This window comes from Arthrobacter arabinosi, from assembly GCF_054511115.1.
Window position 1 is genome coordinate 156,223 of sequence record NZ_JBTNDF010000004.1, and the last position, 14,306, is coordinate 170,528.

General features: G+C 70.0%; 13 protein-coding genes and 1 tRNA gene. 4 read left to right on the forward strand and 10 right to left on the reverse strand.

Translation table 11 applies throughout. The features are described 5' to 3' along the window. Positions 1–19: 19 nt before the first annotated feature. Both ACX80P_RS12120 and ACX80P_RS12125 read right to left on the reverse strand, forming a co-directional pair. Positions 20–508 (reverse strand): FHA domain-containing protein FhaB/FipA, encoded by a 489-nt coding sequence (locus ACX80P_RS12120; protein WP_459278350.1) that lies wholly within the window; start codon positions 506–508, stop codon positions 20–22. Then, positions 505–1,245, reverse strand: coding sequence for an FHA domain-containing protein (locus ACX80P_RS12125; protein ID WP_459278351.1), 741 nt, complete (start codon positions 1,243–1,245; stop codon positions 505–507). Before ACX80P_RS12125 ends, ACX80P_RS12120 begins: the two co-directional genes overlap by 4 nt. Positions 1,246–1,560: 315 nt before the next feature. Here ACX80P_RS12125 and ACX80P_RS12130 point away from each other — a divergent pair. After that, positions 1,561–1,643, forward strand: a tRNA-Leu gene (locus tag ACX80P_RS12130). 58 nt (positions 1,644–1,701) lie between these two features. Here ACX80P_RS12130 and ACX80P_RS12135 read toward each other — a convergent pair. The 4 genes from ACX80P_RS12135 to ACX80P_RS12150 form a co-directional block, all read right to left on the reverse strand. After that, on the reverse strand, positions 1,702–5,121 hold the full coding sequence (locus ACX80P_RS12135) for an error-prone DNA polymerase (protein ID WP_459278524.1): 3,420 nt from the start codon (positions 5,119–5,121) through the stop codon (positions 1,702–1,704). Then, positions 5,121–6,728, reverse strand: a complete 1,608-nt coding sequence (locus ACX80P_RS12140; protein WP_459278352.1) for a DNA polymerase Y family protein — start codon at positions 6,726–6,728, stop codon at positions 5,121–5,123. Before ACX80P_RS12140 ends, ACX80P_RS12135 begins: the two co-directional genes overlap by 1 nt. Next, positions 6,725–7,531 (reverse strand): DnaE2-dependent mutagenesis accessory factor ImuA', encoded by an 807-nt coding sequence (gene imuA', locus ACX80P_RS12145; protein WP_459278353.1) that lies wholly within the window; start codon positions 7,529–7,531, stop codon positions 6,725–6,727. The genes ACX80P_RS12140 and imuA' overlap by 4 nt, the downstream gene beginning before the upstream one ends. Before the next feature lie 99 nt (positions 7,532–7,630). Then, positions 7,631–8,023: a DUF5997 family protein gene (locus ACX80P_RS12150; RefSeq protein WP_459278354.1), complete on the reverse strand. Its 393-nt coding sequence runs from the start codon at positions 8,021–8,023 to the stop codon at positions 7,631–7,633. A 55-nt stretch (positions 8,024–8,078) separates the two neighbouring features. Here ACX80P_RS12150 and ACX80P_RS12155 point away from each other — a divergent pair, with 55 nt between their 5' ends. Next, positions 8,079–8,777, forward strand: a complete 699-nt coding sequence (locus ACX80P_RS12155) for a LysR substrate-binding domain-containing protein (RefSeq protein WP_459278355.1) — start codon at positions 8,079–8,081, stop codon at positions 8,775–8,777. Between the two features lie 147 nt (positions 8,778–8,924). Here ACX80P_RS12155 and ACX80P_RS12160 read toward each other — a convergent pair whose 3' ends face one another. After that, positions 8,925–10,325 carry a GntP family permease gene (locus ACX80P_RS12160; protein ID WP_459278356.1) on the reverse strand — a complete coding sequence of 467 codons (1,401 nt, stop codon included), beginning with the start codon at positions 10,323–10,325 and terminating at the stop codon, positions 8,925–8,927. Between the two features lie 39 nt (positions 10,326–10,364). Further along, positions 10,365–10,883: a gluconokinase gene (locus tag ACX80P_RS12165; protein ID WP_459278357.1), complete on the reverse strand. Its 519-nt coding sequence runs from the start codon at positions 10,881–10,883 to the stop codon at positions 10,365–10,367. A 148-nt stretch (positions 10,884–11,031) separates the two neighbouring features. Here ACX80P_RS12165 and ACX80P_RS12170 point away from each other — a divergent pair, with 148 nt between their 5' ends. Next, complete coding sequence (locus tag ACX80P_RS12170) at positions 11,032–11,751, forward strand: FadR/GntR family transcriptional regulator (protein ID WP_459278358.1); 720 nt, start codon at positions 11,032–11,034, stop codon at positions 11,749–11,751. 105 nt (positions 11,752–11,856) lie between these two features. On the opposite strand, the gene ACX80P_RS12175 is transcribed toward ACX80P_RS12170, so the two are convergent. Further along, positions 11,857–12,351 carry a Dps family protein gene (locus ACX80P_RS12175; RefSeq protein ID WP_459278359.1) on the reverse strand — a complete coding sequence of 165 codons (495 nt, stop codon included), beginning with the start codon at positions 12,349–12,351 and terminating at the stop codon, positions 11,857–11,859. A gap of 216 nt (positions 12,352–12,567) precedes the next feature. Between ACX80P_RS12175 and ACX80P_RS12180 the strand changes: the two genes are divergently transcribed. After that, positions 12,568–13,107, forward strand: a complete 540-nt coding sequence (locus tag ACX80P_RS12180; protein WP_459278525.1) for an SRPBCC family protein — start codon at positions 12,568–12,570, stop codon at positions 13,105–13,107. Positions 13,108–13,162: 55 nt separating this feature from the next. On the opposite strand, the gene pstS is transcribed toward ACX80P_RS12180, so the two are convergent. Further along, positions 13,163–14,272 carry a phosphate ABC transporter substrate-binding protein PstS gene (pstS, locus tag ACX80P_RS12185; protein ID WP_459278360.1) on the reverse strand — a complete coding sequence of 370 codons (1,110 nt, stop codon included), beginning with the start codon at positions 14,270–14,272 and terminating at the stop codon, positions 13,163–13,165. Between the last annotated feature and the right edge of the window lie 34 nt (positions 14,273–14,306).

Here is a 14,306-nt window from a genome sequence, read left to right on the forward strand (position 1 = left end):
CTCAGGGCAAACGGCACGCCTAAGGCCTCAATTCGATGACCGTCTTACCGATCCTGATGGGGACGTTCGGCTCGACGGGCAGGGCGCGCGTCAGTTGGGCTCCCGCCAGGTAGGTGCCGTTGGTGGACCCGAGATCCTCGATGAACCAGCGGCTGCCCTGGGGGAAGAGGCGGGCGTGGCGGCCGGAGGCGTAGTCGTCCTCGAGCACGAGCGTGGCTTCCTGCGCCCGGCCGAGGAGGATGGGGCTCGCTGCGAGCTCGAGGCTGGTGCCGGTGTGGGGCCCCTCCGTGACGACCAGCCGGCGGGCGGCGGTACGCACGGGGGCGGGCTCCTCCACGAGCCCGGGATTCCTGCGGATCTCGCGGGCGGTGGGCGCTCCCACCCGGTTGCGGCGGCCGACGGCGAGGTCGCGTCGCAGGGCGCCGACCGTGCTGAGGACGAGGACCCACAGCAGGATCAGGAAACCGTAGCGGAACAGGGTGACGGTGAGTTCTCCGGCTTCGCTCATCGGTGGCCACCGCCGTCCTGCATGGGGAGGAGGTGGAACGTCATGCGGGAGCGTCCCATGGTGATCGTGGAACCGTCGGTGAGTTCCGCCTGCCCGACAACACGCTGCCCGTTGACGTAGCTGCCGTTCGTGGAGCCGAGGTCGACGGCGTGGATCCGGCCTCCCTGTGTCCGGATCTCGAGGTGGCGCCGGGAGACCCCGGTGTCGTCGACGAGGATGTCGGCTTCGGAGGAGCGGCCGAGGACGATGGACCCGGAGTTGATCGAATACCGTTGTCCGTCGATCTCGAGGATGGGCTGGTAGCGCGTGGGTTGGTGGCGCGGAGCCACAGGATCGGCCGGGCCGGGGGACCGCCGTGCTGCGGCCTGCTTCTTGATGGAGGAATCGATCTCGAAGACGCCGGCCTTGAGCTCCGGATCGTGTTCGAAGGACACGCGGACGGGCCCCTGGAGGCTGTACTGCTGGCTGTGCACGTGGGCGATGACGACGTCGCAGAGTTCCTCGGCGAGGGCGGAGCCCCACTGCTGCGCGAGCTCGAAATCGGAGTCGGACAGCCGCGCGGTGAACACGTTGGGTGCGAGCGTGCGGCCCTGCGCGAGGACGAGGGAGCGGGTGTCCAGTTCCTTGCGGAGGGCGCTGGCGATCTCGAGGGGCTGTACCTGGGAGCGTGATCCCGTGGTGAAGGCTCCGCGGACCAGCTTTTCGAGTCCCCGCTCCACATTGTCGAGAATGCCCATCGTCCGCCTCCTCCCCCGTCGCACAGATGTTCAGGGCCCGGTCAGCAGGTGCTGCAGGGCATTTCCCGGTCCTGGCCATGGCGAGGCCCAGCCGGGCATGTTCCCTCCGATACTACTGGGAGGCTCTGGTAATGGGCTTCAAGCCCGCCCGGCGAGGATTACTTTGTCCTAACGATTCCCCCGGCCGTTCCGGTCTGTCCGACGCGTCACGGGGGTGCCCGGGGGGCGGTTTAGGTAATTGCCGCCGGGCTCCGTTATGCTTGTCTCTGCTGTTCACAACACCTGCCGAGGGGCAGATGTTGGAACCTCGAAATTGCGCGAGTGGCGGAACGGCAGACGCGCTGGCTTCAGGTGCCAGTATCCGAAAGGGTGTGGGGGTTCAAATCCCCCCTCGCGCACACTGCAGGACATGAAGGGCCTCCGCCCGGCGGGGGCCCTTCGTCGTACCCGCGCCGGTCAGCGGAAGTCACGGGATCTGGTGGTCGCCTTGAGCTGCAGGACCTCGATGCGGTCAGCGACCACATTGACGACCCCCTCGGGGGACCGCTCGAGGATACCCCGCACGATCACGCTGCTGGCTTCCCGGGCGACGCGGCGGTGACGCTGCCACACCCCCACGGAGCAGATGACGTTCACCAGTCCCGTCTCGTCCTCCAGGTTCATGAAGGTGATCCCGCTCGCCGTCGCCGGGCGTTGCCGGTGGGTCACGACTCCCGCCACCTCGATCCTCCGGCCGGGCTCGGACGTCCTGAGCTCCTGCGCCGTCAGGGCGCCGCGGCGCTTCAGCCGGGCCCTGGCATGGCGTACGGGGTGGTCGTCGGGGGTGATGCCCGTGGACCACAGGTCGGAGCCCACCGTGTCGATGTCCGAGAGCTCGGGCATCAGGGGAGGCTGGATGTAGACGGCGGTGCCCCTGATCTGGCCGTCGCGCTCCGTCGACGCCGGCCCGGCGTTCCAGAGTGCCTCGCGGCGGCTCAGTCCCATCGAGTCGAACGCACCGGACGCCGCGAGGGCCTCGAGCTGGCCCGCCGTGACGCCCGTGCGGCGCGCGAGGTCCGGCATGTCCTCGTAGGGTCCGTTGCGGTCCCGCTCGGCGACGATCCTCTCGGCGAGCTTCACACCGACGGATTCGACGCCGGCGAGTCCCAACCGCACCGCGTAATTGCCGTCGCGGCGGTGCGGCGTGGAATCGAACGGCGTGTCCGGGTCGAAATACCCGACCGGGGGCTGCTCGTCCTCCGTGCAGCAGTCCATGCCGGTGGTGCGCGCCGACGGATCGTCGCCGGGCTCGTAGCCCTCGAGCGGTTCGAGGTCGGCGTGCACCCCGGAGTGCAGGATGTCGGGCCGCAGGACCACGGCGCCGTGCCGCCGGGCGTCGGCCACGAGCGTCTGCGGTGAATAGAACCCCATGGGCTGCGCCCGCAGGAGCGCGGCGAGGAACGCCCCGGGGTAATGCAGGCGCAGCCAGGCACTCACGTAGACCAGCAGGGCGAAACTGATCGAATGGCTCTCCGCGAACCCGAAGTTCGCGAAGGCGTGGATCTTGTCGTAGATGGTGTCCGCGACGTCTCCGGTGATCCCGTTGGCCGCCATGCCCTCGTACAGCGTGGCCTTGAGGGAGTCGATCCGCTCCTCGCCGCGTTTGGACCCCATGGCGCGGCGCAGGAGATCCGCATCCGCTCCGGAGCAGCCACCCACCACCATCGCCATCTGCATGAGCTGTTCCTGGAAGAGCGGCACGCCGAGGGTCCGCTCGAGGACCGGTTCGAGGTCGGGGTGCAGGTACCGGACCTCCTCCTCACCCATCTTCCGTTTGATGTAGGGATGCACGGCACCACCCTGGATCGGTCCGGGCCGCACGAGGGCCACCTCGATGACGAGGTCGTAGAACTGCCGGGGCTGCAGCCTCGGCAGCATGCCCATCTGGGCGCGGCTCTCCACCTGGAAGACGCCCACCGAGTCCGCGAAGCACAGCATGTCGTACACACCCTGCTCCTCCTTGGGGATCGTGTGCAGCTCCCATTTCTCCCCGAAATGCCGCTCCACCAGGTCGAAGTTGTACTGGATCGCCGCGAGGATGCCGAGGCCCAGCAGGTCGAACTTCACCAGCCCCATCCAGGCGCAGTCGTCCTTGTCCCACTGCAGGACCGTCCGCCCCTCCATCCGCCCATGCTCGATGGGGCATACTTCTCCCACCGGCCGATCTGTGAGGACCATCCCCCCGGAGTGGATCCCCATGTGGCGGGGGAACTTCAGGACCTCCTGTGCCAGATTGACCACGGAATCCGGGATGTCGTGGTCGCTGCTGGAGACGAGCCCGCCCCACCGCTCGATCTGCCGGGACCAGGCGTCCTGCTGGCCGGGACTGTGGCCGAGGGCCTTCGCCATGTCCCGGACGGCGAACTTGGGGCGGTAGGTGATGACGTTGGCCACCTGGGCGGCGTTGAAGCGCCCGTACTTCCGGTAGACGTACTGGATGACCTCCTCGCGGCGGTCCGAATCGAAGTCCACGTCGATGTCCGGTTCTTCGTCGCGCATGCTCGAGAGGAACCGCTCGAAGGGGAGCCGGTACTTGATGGAGTCGACGGCGGTGATCTCCAGCAGGTAGCAGACCGCCGAGTTGGCGGCCGATCCCCGCCCCTGGCACAGGATGCCGTTGCGGCGCGCGTAGTGCACGAGGTCGTGGACGATCAGGAAGTAGCCGGGGAAGTTCTTGTTCTCGATGACGTCCAGCTCGCGTTCGATGCGGTCGCGGACGTCGGTCCGGCCCCCGTAGAGCTTGTCCGCCCCCTGCCGGACGAGCTCGCGGAGGTAGCTCATCTGGGTGTGGCCTTCGGGCAGGTCGATGTTCGGCAGCCCGGGCTTGACGCTGCGCAGGGTGAAGGAGAGATCCGCGGCGATGTCCACCGTCCGCTCCACCGCCCCGGGATAGTGCCGGAACCGCCGCGCCATCTCCGCACCGCTGCGCAGATGGGCGGCACCGGCCGCGGGGAGCCAGCCGTCCATCTGGTCCAGGCTCCGGCGGGCCCTGACCGCGGCCAGGGCGGAGGCGAGCCGGTGCTGCTTCGGCGTGGCGTAGTGCACGTTGTTGGTAGCCACGGTGGGCAGCCCCACACGGGCCGCGACGGCGCTCAGGGCGTCGTTGTGCGCCGTGTCCAGGGGGTTGCCCTGGTTGATGAGTTCGACGGCGACCGAGTCCCTGCCGAACAGCTCCACGAGTCCCCGGAGCTCGGCCTCCGCCGCGGCCTCGCCCGCCGCGAGGAGCGCCGAGCGGACCGCACCCTTCCGGCAGCCCGTGAGGATCATCCATTGGCCCCCGGCATGCCCGGCGAGGCGCTCCAGCTCGTAACGGGGTTTCCCCTTCTCGGCGCCCGCCTCGAGCTGGGCCTCGGTGATGGCCGTGGACAGGCGGTGGTAACCGGCCGATCCGCGCGCGAGGACCAGCAGGTGCTGCCCCTCCGGGTCAGCCTCCCCGTTCTGTGGCCTGGACAGGCCGAGTGAGAGTTCCGTGCCGTACATGGTCAGGATCCCGGGGTGCTTCTCGGCGGCCTCCGCGAAGTGCACGGCCCCGTACAGGCCGTCGTGGTCGGTGAGCGCCAGGCCTGTGAGCCCCAGCCGCCGGGCCTCCTCGGTGAGGTGCTCGGGGCTGGAGGCGCCGTCGAGGAAACTGAAGTTGGAGTGGACGTGCAGCTCCGCGTAGGGCACCACGGGACCTTCGGGAGCAGGGATCGCGTCCGGAGCCGTGTAGGGCTGCCGCTTCCGCGACCAGGCGGGGCTGTCTCCGCCGTCGGCCCCGACGGGCTGCGCCCCGGGCCGGGTGCCGGAGAGATTCCGTTCGAAGTCGGACCAGGGGATGGGCGGGTTGTTCCAGCCCATCAGTCGTAGCTCGCCTCGACCCACCACGCATGGTCCTCGAGCAGCAGCAGCCAGGCCGATCCGGAGTGGTCCACCAGCTGGAAGCGGTCGAGGACGCGCCCCATGGGGTCCCACCAGCGTTCGTCGATCGGCCACGGGCCGGCCCAGGAGTGCACGGGCCGCCGGTCGTCGTCGGGCCCCGCGCTGAAGAAGGAGGGGTCCGCGGTCACCTGGCCCCGGGGGTCGACGTCCACCGGGTTGCCCCGGGAATCGACGACGACGGCGGGCACCGGCTCGGCGAACACCGTGGCGGGTGCCGGGCCGGGCAGGCGGCCCGGCCAGGGCTGCGTGCGGTCCCTGACCCGTGCCGTCGGGGAGTGCTGGCGGGTCAGGGGCGCGTCTCCCCAGGGGATGAGGACCCGGCGGTCCGCGAGGAGCCGACCCCCCGCGATGATCGCGGTCAGGACGGCGCCGTGGCCGAGCATGCTCTGCACGCGGGCCAGGCCGTGGTGGATCCCCTCGTCCGGTCCCGTCCCCCACAGGCCGTCCGCATGGTCGCCGAGGTCCTCCACGATGTCGGGCACGATCTGGACCCGCGTGATGCCGGAGGTCAGGCCGTGGTCCGACGTGTCGGTGCCCTGGAGCTGCCAGCGCACGCGGTCCACGACGTCGTCGGCGTCGAACCAGCGCGGGTGCCGCCAGAGGCGCTCGGACACCTCGCCCGACTCCGTGTGCAGCGAGACCTGCAGCGCCGTGCACACCAGTCCCGCGTCGCGCAGCCCGTCGACGAACTCGCCGGCCCGGGTGCGGAACGCGAAGGCCAGCTGGTCGATGCGCGCGAGCGGTGGCTCGAAATCGGCGGTGGCGTCGAGGTGCGGTGGAGGTGTCCGGGCGACGACGTCCCGGTGGTCGAGTCCGCTCGCCTGCCGGTGCGCGAGGGCGCCTTCGACGCCGAAGCGGTTGCGGACGTCGGACGCCCGGAGGGCTGCGAAGTCGGCGAGGGAGCGGATGCCGAGGCGCTTGAGGAGCACGGTGAGCTTCGGCTGTTCGAGGACCTCCACGGGGTAGCTGCCGAGGAACCAGGGCGAGCCCCCTTCCGGGATGACGACCAGCTGCTCGACGTCGTCGTCCAGTTCATCGGTGGCCCTGGCTGCCAGCTCGGCCGCGAACGGGCCGTCCGCGATGCCGATCCGCAGGTCGGTGAGGCCGATGGCCGTGAGGGTCCGGAAGACCACGTCAGCGGCCCCGCGCTCGCCGCCGTAATAGCGTGAGGGGCCCTTGACCCTGACCGCGCACAGTCCGGGACGGATGACCTGGACGCCCGGCATGATGGTCTCCACGGCCGCGGTCACCGGTTCGAAGGTGCGCTCGTCCAGCGACGGGTCGTACGGGAGGGACACGAGTCCCGTGCTGCGGGCCTGGGCCTCCCGGATGCGCAGCCCCCTCCTCACGCCGTCCTGCCGTGCCGCGGGGGAGCATGCGAACACCTCCCCCCGGTCCACGAGGACGAGTGCCGTGTCGGCGGGCAGCGCATGCTCGCGCAGGGCCGCCGTGATGGGCCAGTCGGGGCACCAGAGCATCATGGTCCGGGTGGCGGATGCCGTCCCCGCAGGCGATGTGGCGGTCATGAGGACTTCATCAGCCGCGGCTCGAACAGGGCGGGGGCGGTGTCGGGGCGGGAGGGGGTTCCGGGCTGCGCGGGGGCGAACACCGGCGCTTCCGACGGGGTGCCCTGCAGATCCGACAGCCCCACGTAGGCATGGCGGAGCCGTCCGGAGGGCTGCGTCGCGGTGATCTTCAGGCGCCGCGCCCTCAGGTGGCCCGATCCTGCACCCAGGCCCTCCCACGCGCTCTCCGCCACGCCGAGCGTGGAATCGCTCTGCTTCCAGTTGCCGAGGGTGATCAGTGCCGCTCCGCGCTGCCGGAGGCGCGCCTTGAGGCGGGCCCATTCCGTGGGCGCCAGGTGCTCCGGGGCGCGGGTCAGGACGACGGAGACGACGTCCACGAGGGCTGCCGTGACCGTGAGCCATTGGGACCCCGGATCGGGGACCAGGATGAGGCGTTCCAGGTTGATGCCGAAGCCCTGCGCCGCCTCCACGCTGAAGTCCGGCATCCCGATGACGCTGCACCACGCCCCGGTCGAGGAGGGGCCGGCGAGCAGGGCCATGGCGAGCGTGGTGGAGTTGCGGACGGTGTAGGAGCCCCCCGACTGGAGGCCTCCGCCCGGCAGGATGTGCGCCAGGGCCGGAACCGTGGGCAGGCGGCGGGAGTCCAGCGTGCCGGCCTGCATGCTGTTGATGCGGGCCTGGAGGTCGAGGGTGGTGTCCGCCGCCCGAGTCCCCCGCCGGCCGGCAGCCCCCGGGCGGGTCGGCTCGTCGTCGGGGGAGGGCCCATCCCCTTCGAGGGCACGACCGGCAGCTGGAGGCGTCACTCGTCAATATTCGAACACGTGTTCGATTAAGTCAATCGGCGTGTCTGCGCAGAAAACCGGGCCTCGTGTGGTACCTGAAGCCCGGTTCGTGGGGTGGAATCAGGCGTCGGACGCCTTGCGCGCGGCGTCGCGCTCCTTCACCCGCGCCGCCTCCGCACGGACGGCCGCCTGGGTGGCCCGCTCCGTGACCAGCCACGCGGGCGGATCCTGGAGCAGGGCGGTGATCTGCTCGCTCGTCAGGGGATCGGTGAGGCCGCCGCGGGTCAGCCCGCCGTTGGAGATGCCGAGCTTCTGCGCGACGACGGGACGCGGGTGCGGTCCGGTGCGGCGCAGTTCGGCGAGCCACTCGGGCGGGGTCTGCTGCAGTTCGTTGAACTCCGCGCGCGTCAGCTCGGTCTCCTGGAAGTCCTGGGGGGCGGCGGGCAGGTAGATTCCCAGTTTCCTGGCCGCCGTGGCGGGCTTCAGGGTCTGGGGGGTCTTCGGGGGAGTCATGGTCCCAGCTTAACCGTCCGCCTCACCGGAGCGGGGCAGGCGCTACTGTGATCAGATGCCCGCAGACCAGCCCAGAATCCTGTCCGTCGGCTTCGTGCCGGGCGTGACGCCGGGGAAGTGGGTGGCCAGGTGGCGTGAGCGCCACCCCGAGGTGGGTCTCGTCCTCCACCAGCACGACGACGCCCTGGCGGCGCTGCTGGACGCCTCCGACGACCTCGCCTTCGTCCGCCTGCCGGTGGAACGGGCGGGGATCCACCTGATCCCCCTCTACGAGGAGCAGCCCGTCGCCGTCATGTCGCGGGACAACGAACTGTCCCTCTACGACGACGTGCCGCTCGAGGAGCTCGAGGGGGAGACCCTGCTCGACGTCGACGGGTGCGGGGGGCCGAGGGCGGCCGTGGAGGTCGCCGCGACCGGTGCCGGCGTCGTCGTCCTGCCGATGTCCCTCGCCCGCCTGTATGCCCGCAAGGATGCCGTCCACCGCCCCGTCCCGGGGCTCCCCGTGACCACCATCGGGATCGCCTGGCGCGTGGAGGACGGGTCCGACGACGTCGAGGAGTTCATCGGGATCGTGCGGGGACGCACGGCCCGGAGTTCACGGCAGCCCTCGCAGCGCGAGGCGCCCAAGAAGACCGCGTCCCAGAAGGCCGCCGCGAAGAAGGCCGCGGCCGGCCCCCGGGAGCAGAAGGGTGCGGGAAAGACGCAGCCGCGAAAAGCCACCCGTCCCGCCGGATCGCGCGGGAAACGGCGCTGACCCCTCCGTGGCAACCCGCTCGATGCGCAGTCGTGGCGGGTGTAGGGCGCGTCGACCCGCCACGGCTGCGCACCGAAGCGCCGAAGCACATGGAAAGGCCCGCCCCGCACGAGTGCGGGGCGGGCCTTTCGGTGATGTTGTGGTTCGTCAGGCCGCGGAGGCGAGGCCGAAGACCGCGGTGGCGATGGCGAAGCCCATGAGCCCGATCGTCGTCTCCATGACCGTCCACGTCTTCAGGGTGGTCTTGACGTCCATGTTGAAGAAGCGGCCCACGAGCCAGAAGCCGGAGTCGTTGACGTGGCTCGCCACCACGGAACCGCCGGCGACGGCGACGACGAGGGCTGCCAGTTGCAGGCTGTTGTAGTCGCCCGCGAGGATCGCGGGGGAGATGAGGCCGGCGGCGGTGGTCAGTGCCACGGTCGCCGAGCCCTGGGCGATGCGGAGGATCGCGGCGATCAGGAAGCCGGCGAGGATGATCGGGATCCCGAGATCGCCGAGGACGTCGGCGAGTGCGTCGCCGATGCCGCTGGCCCGGAGGACACCGCCGAACATGCCGCCCGCGCCGGTGATGAGGATGACGGAGCAGACCGGGCCGAGCGCCGATTCCAGCGTGCCCTCCAGGACGGTCTTGTCGATCCCACGGCGGCGGCCGAGCACGTAGGACGCCACGAGGAGGGTGATCAGCAGGGCCACGGGGGTCTCCCCGAGCATGCGCAGGAGCTGGAACCATCCCTGTTCCGTCACACTCTCGTCCACGGCACCCGAGCGGGCCAGCGTGTTCAGGCCCGTGTTGAGGAAGATCAGCACCAGGGGCAGCAGCAGGATCCCGACGACGGTGCCGAATTTGGGCGGGTTCGCCTCGGCGTGCTCGTCGGCCGTGCCGAGCAGCTCAGGGACGGGCAGGACGTACTTCCTGCCGGCCCAGAGACCGTACAGGTAGGAGGTCACGTACCACGTGGGGATCGCGGCCAGGAGGCCGACCAGGATGACGATGCCGACGTTCGCGCCGAAGAACTCGGACGCGGCGACGGGTCCCGGGTGCGGCGGGACGAAGATGTGCATGACGGAGAAGGCGCCGGCAGCGGGGAGTCCGTAGCGCAGCACGCCGCCGCCGAGGCGTCGGGCGACGGAGAAGACGATGGGCAGCATGACCACGAGGCCGGCGTCGAAGAAGATGGGGAAGCCGAAGATCAGCGAGGCGACGCCGAGGGCGAGGGGTGCCCGCTTCTCGCCGAAGGCCCGGATGAGGTAGTCGGCGAGCACCCTCGCGCCGCCGCTGGTCTCGACCAGGCGCCCCAGCATCGCGCCGAGGCCCACCAGCAGCGCCACGGCGCCGAGCGTGGTCCCGAAGCTGCTGACCAGCACGGGGACGATCTGCGACGTGGGGATCCCGGTGGCGAAGGCGGTGGCGAGGCTGATGAGGATCAGGGCGACGAACGCGTGGATGCGGAGCTTGATGATCAGGAACAGCAGCGCGAGGATGGCCGCTGCAGCGATCAGGAGGAGCGGACCGGCGGTGAGGCTCTGGGTCCATCCTTCGATGGGCATATTTTCTCCGTTGAAAGTGGTGCGGATCGGGGGTGGGGGTCAGGTGCTGTGTAGGTCGAGCTGGTCGATGACGTAGGTCGTGACGTCGTCGGGCGTACCGGTGTTCTGGATGCGGATACCGAGCTCATCGGGTTCCAGGGGTTCGAGCGTGCTGAGCTGCGAGGGCAGGAGCGACTCCGGCATGAAGTGACCGCTGCGGGTCTTCATGCGCTCGAGGATGAGATCGGTGTCGCCGAGCAGGTGCACGAACCGCACCCGACCCTCTGCACCGGTGAGGAGATCCCGGTAGGAACGCTTCAGGGCCGAGCAGGTGACCACGGTGCTGCGGCCGGCCTGCGCCTGAAGGGTCATCCAGTTCCGCATGGACTCCAGCCAGGGCCAGCGGTCCTCGTCGGTGAGCGCCGTGCCGGCGGTCATCTTCGCGATGTTCGCCGCGGGGTGGAAGTCGTCCGCCTCGGCGAACACCCAGCCGAGCCGTTCCGTGAGGCGGGTGGCGATGGTGGTCTTCCCGGATCCGGAGATACCCATGACGACCACATGGTGTGGCTGTGCATCCATGCTGACTCCCTTGTCGGTGCTGTGGAACGGTTCGCGATCGGAGTAAAGGTAACACCTTTCACGTCAAAGGTAGTACCTTTCCGGGTTTGCGCGATCGCTCTATCGTTAGGGGATCGGCCGGGTGGCCGCCGGCGCATGGAGGAGGACGATGACGTCGCAGTCAGTACCGGCGGGCTCACCGGGGGAGGCAGCCGCGGTGTTCCACACGCGGATCATCGACGCGCTGGGCCAGGACATCGCGGACGGCGTGCTGCCCGAGGGCACGCGCCTGACGATCGAGGGCCTGCAGCAGCAGTTCGGGGTCTCTCGCACCGTGGTGCGGGACTGCATGCGGGTGCTGGAGTCCATGAACCTGATCGTGCCCAAGCGTCGCGTGGGGCTCGTGGTACAGGGGCCGGGGCGGTGGAACGTCTACGATCCGCGGGTGATCCGCTGGCGGCTCAATGGTCCGGGGCGCGCGGACCAGTTCCGTTCCCTCACGCACCTGCGCCGCGCCGTCGAACCCGTCGCTGCGGCGCTCGCGGCCCGGCATGCATCTGCCGAGCAGCGCCTGCGGATCTCGGCGCTCGGCGAGGACCTGCGACGACTGGGTGAAGCGGGACGGCTCGAGGACTTCCTGGCGGTGGACATCGAGTTCCACACGCTCCTCCTCGAGGCGAGCGGCAACGAGATGTTCCTCGCCCTGCGCGAGGTGATCGCGGAGGTGCTGTCGGGCCGGACACACCAGGGCCTCATGCCGCACACTCCGAAGGAGCACGCACTCCGGACGCACGAGCAGGTGGCGTCCGCGGTCAGGAGTGGTGACGGGGCGACGGCGGAGGAGTGCATGGCCTCGCTGCTCGCCGAGGTCAGCCAGGCCATCGACTAGCGGGACGGTCGGCGGGACGCGAGGTACGGGCCCGCCGGCCGGGCCCGTCACCGGCGCGGGAGGAGGACGGCGTGCGTTCCTCCCGCGCCCGGTCGGACGGGTTCGTCAGACGGTGGCCTTCTCGGTGCCGGCGGGGGTGACGACCTCCGCGGTGGGCTCCATGTTCTCGGCGTCGACCATCCACGCGTACTGCTCGAGCTTGGCGATGAAGCCGTGCAGCAGGTCCGCGGTGGTGGGGTCCTCCTCGTCGATCTGGTCGTGGACGTCGCGCATGGTCTTGACGCTGGCATTCAGCATCCGGACCACGAGGCCCACGGTGTCCTTGGTCGAGACGAGGCCGGCCGGGAACGGCTCGATCTTGGTCCCCTCGGCCACCGCCACGCTGCGGCCGTCGGGAACGGCGTGCAGGGCGCGCATCCGCTCCGCCATCTCGTCCGCGAACAGGCGGGCGTCGTCGATGATCTCGTCCAGCTGCAGGTGGAGGTCACGGAAGTTCTTGCCGACCACGTTCCAGTGGGCCTGCTTGCCCTGCAGGTGCAGCTCGATCAGGTCGACCAGGACGGCCTGCATGTTGTCCGTGAGGGTGGATGAAGCCTTCATGAGTCCTCCAGTACTAGGGAAAATTCTTCCCTCCAGCCGTGCGCCCGAGGCACTGATTCCGGCCGGAAGGACCTCTTTCACCCTAGCCCTGCGCGTTGGCCAATTCCACCCGACCTGCCTACGCTAAGGGGACTTACGGTTTCGCCGTGCCGCATGCCCTGCGCGGGTGTGCGGGCGGCACCGGAGTCCGACCAAGGAGGAACCGTTTTGGCTTCAGTGCAGGAATCCATCGACGTATCAGTACCGGTCAGCACCGCCTACAACCAGTGGACCCAGTTCGAGAGCTTCCCCCACTTCATGGGCGGGGTGGAGTCGATCACGCAGACCTCGGACACCTCCACCCACTGGGTGACGAGCATCGGTGGCGTGCGCCGCGAGTTCGACGCCGAGATCACCGAGCAGCACCCTGACGAGCGCGTGGCCTGGAAGAGCACCGACGGCGAATCCCACGCCGGCGTGGTCACCTTCCACCGCCTGGACGCGAACACCACGCGGCTCATGGTGCAGATCGACTGGCACCCGGAGACGTTCATCGAGAAGGTCGGGGCAGTCGTCAACGCCGACGCCGCACAGGTGAAGGGCGACCTCAAGCGGTTCAAGCAGTTCATCGAGAAGAGCGGCGGCGAGACGGGCGCCTGGCGCGGCGACGTCGCGGCACCGCCGTCGGGCGTCACCTCCGAGGCCGAGCCGGCCGACAGCACCCTGCCGGACACCTCGACGGACGATCCCGATTCAGGCGGCCCGCGCATCGGCTGATGCATCCCGCGCCGCAGGAGGCGGATCCCTTCGGGGATCCGTCTCCTCGCTCGTCCTAGGGGATGTCCCCCACCTCGATGGACGCGATCGCGTCGGTGGCCTGCCGTGACAGTTCCGGGGAGATGGGCGAACTCTTCGCGGCCTCCGCGGCTGCGGCCTGGCCTTCCTCGCTGACGGCGTAGGTGCCGAAGGCCCGCACGACCGCGGCCGTCGCCTCGTTCTCGTAGCGCGAGCAGTACACGTGGTAGGACACGAGGACCAGCGGATAGACCCCGGGTTCGCTGGTCCTCCGGTCGAGGTCCAGTGCGATGTCGTGGTCCTTGCGTCCGGGGGTGCGACCCGCGAGGTCGACCGCTGCCGCGGCGGCCTCGGAGCTCACCGGCACGTAGTCGTCGCCGACCTTCAGCGCCACGCGTCCGAGGGGATCCCCGACGGCGGAGTCGTCGGCGTACGTGACGGCGCCCGCGGTACCGGCGACCGTACTGACCACCCCTGCGTTCCCCTTCGCGTTCTCGTTGGCGAGGCCCGAGGGCCACGTCCCGTCGGCCTCCTCGGTCCAGATCTCCGGGGCCACGGCGTGGAGGTAGTCGGTGAAGTTCTCGGTGGTGCCCGAGTCGTCGGAGCGGCTCACCGCGGCGATGGGCAGGGCAGGGAGGTCGACGTCGTTCTGCGCGGCGATGGCGGGATCGTCCCACACCGTGATCTCACCGCGGAAGATCCGGGCCACGGTGGCGGCGTCGAGATCCAGTTCGGAGATCCCGGGCAGGTTGAACGCCACGCTGATCGGCGAGACGTAGGCGGGGATGTTGAAGGCGCCACCCGGCCCGCACGCCTCCGTGGACTCCGCGAGCTCCTCGTCGCTCAGGTAGGCGTCCGAGCCGGCGAACCCCACGGCACCCGCGAGCAGCGCACCGCGCCCCGCTCCGGAACCGTCGGGTGAGTACTGGACCTGCGCACGCGGATACAGCGCGGAGAGTCCCGTCCGCCAGGCATCCATCGCGGGCCCCTGGGCGGAGGAGCCGGAGGCCGTCACCGCTCCCTGGAGGCTCGTGTCGCCGCGCTGCGCCGCCGCCTTCTGCTCCGGTCCGAGGGGGTAGTCCGACCCGCAGGCGGTCAGGCCGAGGACGACGGCGAGCGACAGGGACAGGGCGGCACGAATTCTCACCACCGCAACGTTACAGGTGGCTGATCGGTGAACC

What these genes read in the sequence shown, in the direction of transcription:
- ACX80P_RS12170 (WP_459278358.1), top strand. Translation starts at nt 11,032, where the DNA reads ATGACGTCGCAGTCAGTACCGGCGGGCTCACCGGGGGAGGCAGCCGCG.
- ACX80P_RS12165 (WP_459278357.1), bottom strand. Translation starts at nt 10,883, where the DNA reads ATGGATGCACAGCCACACCATGTGGTCGTCATGGGTATCTCCGGATCC.
- ACX80P_RS12150 (WP_459278354.1), bottom strand. Translation starts at nt 8,023, where the DNA reads ATGACTCCCCCGAAGACCCCCCAGACCCTGAAGCCCGCCACGGCGGCC.
- ACX80P_RS12175 (WP_459278359.1), bottom strand. Translation starts at nt 12,351, where the DNA reads ATGAAGGCTTCATCCACCCTCACGGACAACATGCAGGCCGTCCTGGTC.
- ACX80P_RS12155 (WP_459278355.1), top strand. Translation starts at nt 8,079, where the DNA reads ATGCCCGCAGACCAGCCCAGAATCCTGTCCGTCGGCTTCGTGCCGGGC.
- ACX80P_RS12140 (WP_459278352.1), bottom strand. Translation starts at nt 6,728, where the DNA reads ATGACCGCCACATCGCCTGCGGGGACGGCATCCGCCACCCGGACCATG.
- ACX80P_RS12160 (WP_459278356.1), bottom strand. Translation starts at nt 10,325, where the DNA reads ATGCCCATCGAAGGATGGACCCAGAGCCTCACCGCCGGTCCGCTCCTC.
- ACX80P_RS12120 (WP_459278350.1), bottom strand. Translation starts at nt 508, where the DNA reads ATGAGCGAAGCCGGAGAACTCACCGTCACCCTGTTCCGCTACGGTTTC.
- ACX80P_RS12135 (WP_459278524.1), bottom strand. Translation starts at nt 5,121, where the DNA reads ATGGGCTGGAACAACCCGCCCATCCCCTGGTCCGACTTCGAACGGAAT.
- ACX80P_RS12125 (WP_459278351.1), bottom strand. Translation starts at nt 1,245, where the DNA reads ATGGGCATTCTCGACAATGTGGAGCGGGGACTCGAAAAGCTGGTCCGC.